This window comes from Bradyrhizobium sp. (assembly GCF_049519115.1).
Taxonomy (GTDB): domain Bacteria; phylum Pseudomonadota; class Alphaproteobacteria; order Rhizobiales; family Xanthobacteraceae; genus Bradyrhizobium.
Genome location: NZ_JBEKRB010000162.1, coordinates 1 through 3,975 on the forward strand (window position 1 = coordinate 1; position 3,975 = coordinate 3,975).

The following is a 3,975-nucleotide window of genomic DNA, read 5'->3' on the forward strand; positions in this document are numbered from 1 at the left end:
ACACCGGCTTTTTTCATCGCGATGCAGCACGTTCAGCTTGGTGGACCCGATCACTGGGATCATGACGATGGCGAGGAAAGGCTGAGATCGTGGTGAAAGGGCCGATCGCTGCACTATAGGCCCGCGCCGCCCTTCTGGTGCATCCTTCAAGGTTGTGCATGCAATTCGTGATCCTCGAGAGCTTTGGGATCCCTCGAGCTGCAGTTGCCCTGATAATCATCTACGGGGTTTCGGTGATGATGGAAAACCGGTGAACCACGTTTGCTGCAATTTACAGAGCCTCTCCTGGGTGCAGACAAGCGACGCGCGGAACGCGCAATCAGGTCGTCTCGCTCAAGATGTCCGGACGAAGTGCTCGTTAAGGACCGAAATCGACCAAGGCCATCGTGCGATCACAGCGGAATTTCATCGCCCAAGAGACCGCTGCAGCTGGTCCCATTATTTCGAACAAGGTGCACGCCAAGTCCCAATTACGAAGTGCGCTGATGCGAGCGAACCACTATTACTTGCCTCCAGCGAACGTAACCGCGCGGTCGGTTAGGTGTGATAATTTTGGCGCAGTGCGGATTCTTTGTGCTAATGATTCTACTTTGGTGCTTGAACGGAATTGCGCACGCTGCGATTAATTCAGAATGGCAGTCCCAGCCGTCAGTTTGTCCGGCTGTTTATTTGGCGGCCAATAGTTTTTAATTTTCAGTGGGAGCCGATAGATGGAGAGGATTAAGGTATTTACCTTCGCACTAGTGGGCTGCTGCGTCATTTGGTCTGCTCCAGCTACTGCCGTGATCATGACGGAAATTGTCGGAACTTTTAGCGATCCGATTTACGCTGGCACCGTTGCAAACGGCGGAGGGCTCTATGACAACAGCACAACAGCCCCGCCAACAACCAGCGCTACGGCGAATTCTTTGCAATGGGGTACAGAGCCTACCGTCCCTACCAACGGCACGAACTACAGTTCCTTAACCTTTACTGGCGCATTCGTTCCTCTCTCTGGCAGTCTTACTCCAATAACACTTGGCCAGATCACTTATGTAAACGGAACAAGCGCACTGAACTCGCTCATATTTGGAGCAACCCTGACCTTTTCGTTGAACGGAGTCGCGTTAGGCTCCGACCAAGTCATCATCACCACAACACAAAACAGTTACAGCGGCCTGGGACTAACTTCCGCGCAACTCCGAACAGATGCTGACTACATCAACATTTGCGGTGCTGGCAGCAACATCTGTTCAACCGGCATTTCTGCTTACGAGAACACCGAAGGAGCATCGACCTATAGCTCGGGGCTCACCGTAGCGCTTCTCGGAACCTATCAATACGATCCATCTATTACACTGACGGGCGCGAACTACGTATCTGGTGATGGTACCGTCGATACGCGAATTGCGGGAGGAGTCCCCGAAGCCTCGACCTGGGCAATGATCATCGTCGGTTTCCTCGGGCTCGGCTGGCTTGCTCATCGACGAGGTGCAAGCGGCGCGGTACGTTTCGCCTGATCCCCGGCCCGTCAAGTAAAACAAAGACCGTCTCCGGACGGTCTTTGTTCGCGTCTGAAGTGGGCAAATTCCGTTTCTGGGTTGAAGTCTGACGTCAGCAAGCCAATGCCGGGCGGCGGCGCCATTGTGCGCGCCCTTTGCTCAGCGCGCCTGCGCTTCCGGACTTTTGACGAGCGGAGGATCAGAATTAATGGAAACGAAATCTGTTCGGAGACAAATAGATCACGGGTGTGGAATAGAGCGTCAATGCTTGGCTGAGGACGAGCCCGCCTATTTTCGAAATGCCGAGCGGTTGGCGCAGCTCGCAACCTTCGCCAAAACTAAACGCAAGCGGCAAAGCCCCAAATGGCGGCCATGGTCGTCATCATAGTCGGACGGAAACGAAGCAGACAGGCTTCCCGGATGGCGTCTACCGGGCTAAAGCCCCGCTTGCGTTCTGACTCGAGCGCGAAATCAATCATCATAATGGCATTCTTCACGCATGAACGCCTTCGTTGATTTCAAAAAGGCATCTGGAACCAAGCAGCCAAAAACCCGGTTTGCTTTCGTAGACGCGTTACGTGGCGTGGCCGCCCTGGGAGTCGTGCTGTTCCACTCTCTGGAAGGCAAACATATTCCGGCGCTCGAGGCTGCAATGCCAGACTGGCTGAGAGGTGCTCTCGCTCAGGGCAATCTAGGTGTAGCAATCTTTTTTGTCCTAAGTGGATTTGTGATCTCCCATTCTCTCTTTGACCAGCGGGTGACGCTTCCTCTGGCAGCTCGCTTCATGCTGCGGCGATCACTGCGGCTCGACCCGCCTTATTATTTTGCGATCGCTATTACCCTCGTCTTCGCGATCCTGTCCCACCACTTCGTTCCCGACAAGCCGTTTCCAGATATCTCGTTCACCCAACTGCTCGCTCACATCGTCTATCTTCAGGATATTCTTGGCTATCCCGCGCTTAGTCCCGTGTTCTGGACTCTGTGCCTCGAGGTCCAATTCTATATCCTCTATGTTGCAATTCTCGCGGCTTGCGGAAGCAACTCAAACGCATTTGTCCGCGACAGAACAACGATCGTCGCGCTTGGCGCAGCATTGCTGGTGGCTCTGCTCTGGCCCACCGCGAACATCCAGACAAGTCCCTGGTCGGGAAGTTTTCTACCACTCTGGTACGGATTCTTGATCGGTGTTTTTTCCTATTGGTCGACGCGACGGCGAAGCGTTACACCTTTCTTTCTTCTGACGTCAGCGATCCTGTTCGTCTTCGGACTTTGGAACAACAACCCGTTTGCCCTAGTCTGCGTTGCTACCGCCATGCTCTTGTCGCTAGCAGCCGCGACGAACAAGCTGGCAACGGGTTTGTCCTACGCTGGAGTGCAATTTCTCGGGGCGATTTCTTATTCGCTCTATCTGATCCACAACCCAATCACAGGCGCGAGCTTCCGCGTCGGATACATGCTGACCGGCCACGGACTTTGGTGGGAAGGGTTCTGGTGGGTCGTCTCGATTGCCGCGTGCATTGCGTCGGCGGGCATTATGTGGTGGTTCGTCGAGCGCCCCAGCATGCGGCTGGCTCGCCGAGTGCGCCTTTATGCCAAGCCCCCCGACGATATCGCAATTCCGATCCTGTCCGAGCGGGATTAAAACGGGATAGTTTAGTTAGTTTAGTTAGTTAGGCCGTGTACCTATGAACTCGGCGGCGTCATGTGATTGGTGACTACGTCCCCTTTGCTCCTATAGCGACCAAGTTCGTGCGGCCGCGCAATATGTCGCGATGGGCCAACGGAACAGACATTGCGTCTCGCCTCGTCTCGTGACGCAAAAGCGTGTCGTCGATGGCGGGCTGAAGCACGTACTGGTCCACAGCATCTCGGACCACGGCTTCATGAGCGGACTCACGCCGACCAGCAAGTACAATGCCGAATGGGATTTTCTGACTTTTCTTCGACCAGGGTCGAAAATGCGCGGACAACTGGCTTGCGGAGAATTTTGTCAAACTCGGCGTCGAGTCCTCCATGAACGTCAAAGAGGCATACTGCTTTGTCAGGTCCGCAGTCAGGCGCCTGCGCCGGCCTGACGCTACTTCCGAAACCGGAACATGAAAAAGCGGACTTCGGACGCGAATGTAATTTGGGTCACAACCAAATGTTGCGATGCGTGATAGCTGTTGGGCGCGTATTTTGTCTCGGCCTTATTCTTGGACGACCATTTAAACCGTGGAATTGAAAGCACCAGCCAGGCGTGCCTCGCGCGCGTCTGCGCGCGCATTTGTAATTTCGCCAGCTTGTATTTTGGTCAGGAGGACCAGCAATGATCGTCAACCTGCCGCCAACAGCTCATTCCTCCATCTCCTACGACGACACCCTCGCAGCCAACGGCAACCATGCATCGGGTGCGGTCCTGGCCCAATCGGTGCTCGACTATTGCTAATACGACTACAGCCGGCTGGCCGCTCTGTTCAACGTCGTTCTGCAACCCCAGAAGCTGCCCATCCAG

At 54.7% G+C, this 3,975-nt stretch carries 2 protein-coding genes and 1 pseudogene; 2 read left to right on the top strand and 1 reads right to left on the bottom strand.

Annotated elements, in window-relative coordinates:
* The first annotated feature begins 710 nt into the window (after positions 1-710).
* Complete coding sequence (locus ABSE61_RS36465; RefSeq protein ID WP_423875999.1) at positions 711-1,499, top strand: hypothetical protein; 789 nt, start codon at positions 711-713, stop codon at positions 1,497-1,499.
* Positions 1,500-1,686: 187 nt separating this feature from the next.
* Here the strand turns inward: ABSE61_RS36465 and ABSE61_RS36470 are convergent.
* A pseudogene (locus tag ABSE61_RS36470) lies at positions 1,687-1,975 on the bottom strand (efflux RND transporter permease subunit); the annotation flags it as partial.
* A gap of 5 nt (positions 1,976-1,980) precedes the next feature.
* On the opposite strand from ABSE61_RS36470, the gene ABSE61_RS36475 reads away from it, so the two are divergent.
* Positions 1,981-3,123, top strand: coding sequence for an acyltransferase family protein (locus tag ABSE61_RS36475; RefSeq protein ID WP_423876000.1), 1,143 nt, complete (start codon positions 1,981-1,983; stop codon positions 3,121-3,123).
* Positions 3,124-3,975: the final 852 nt, after the last annotated feature.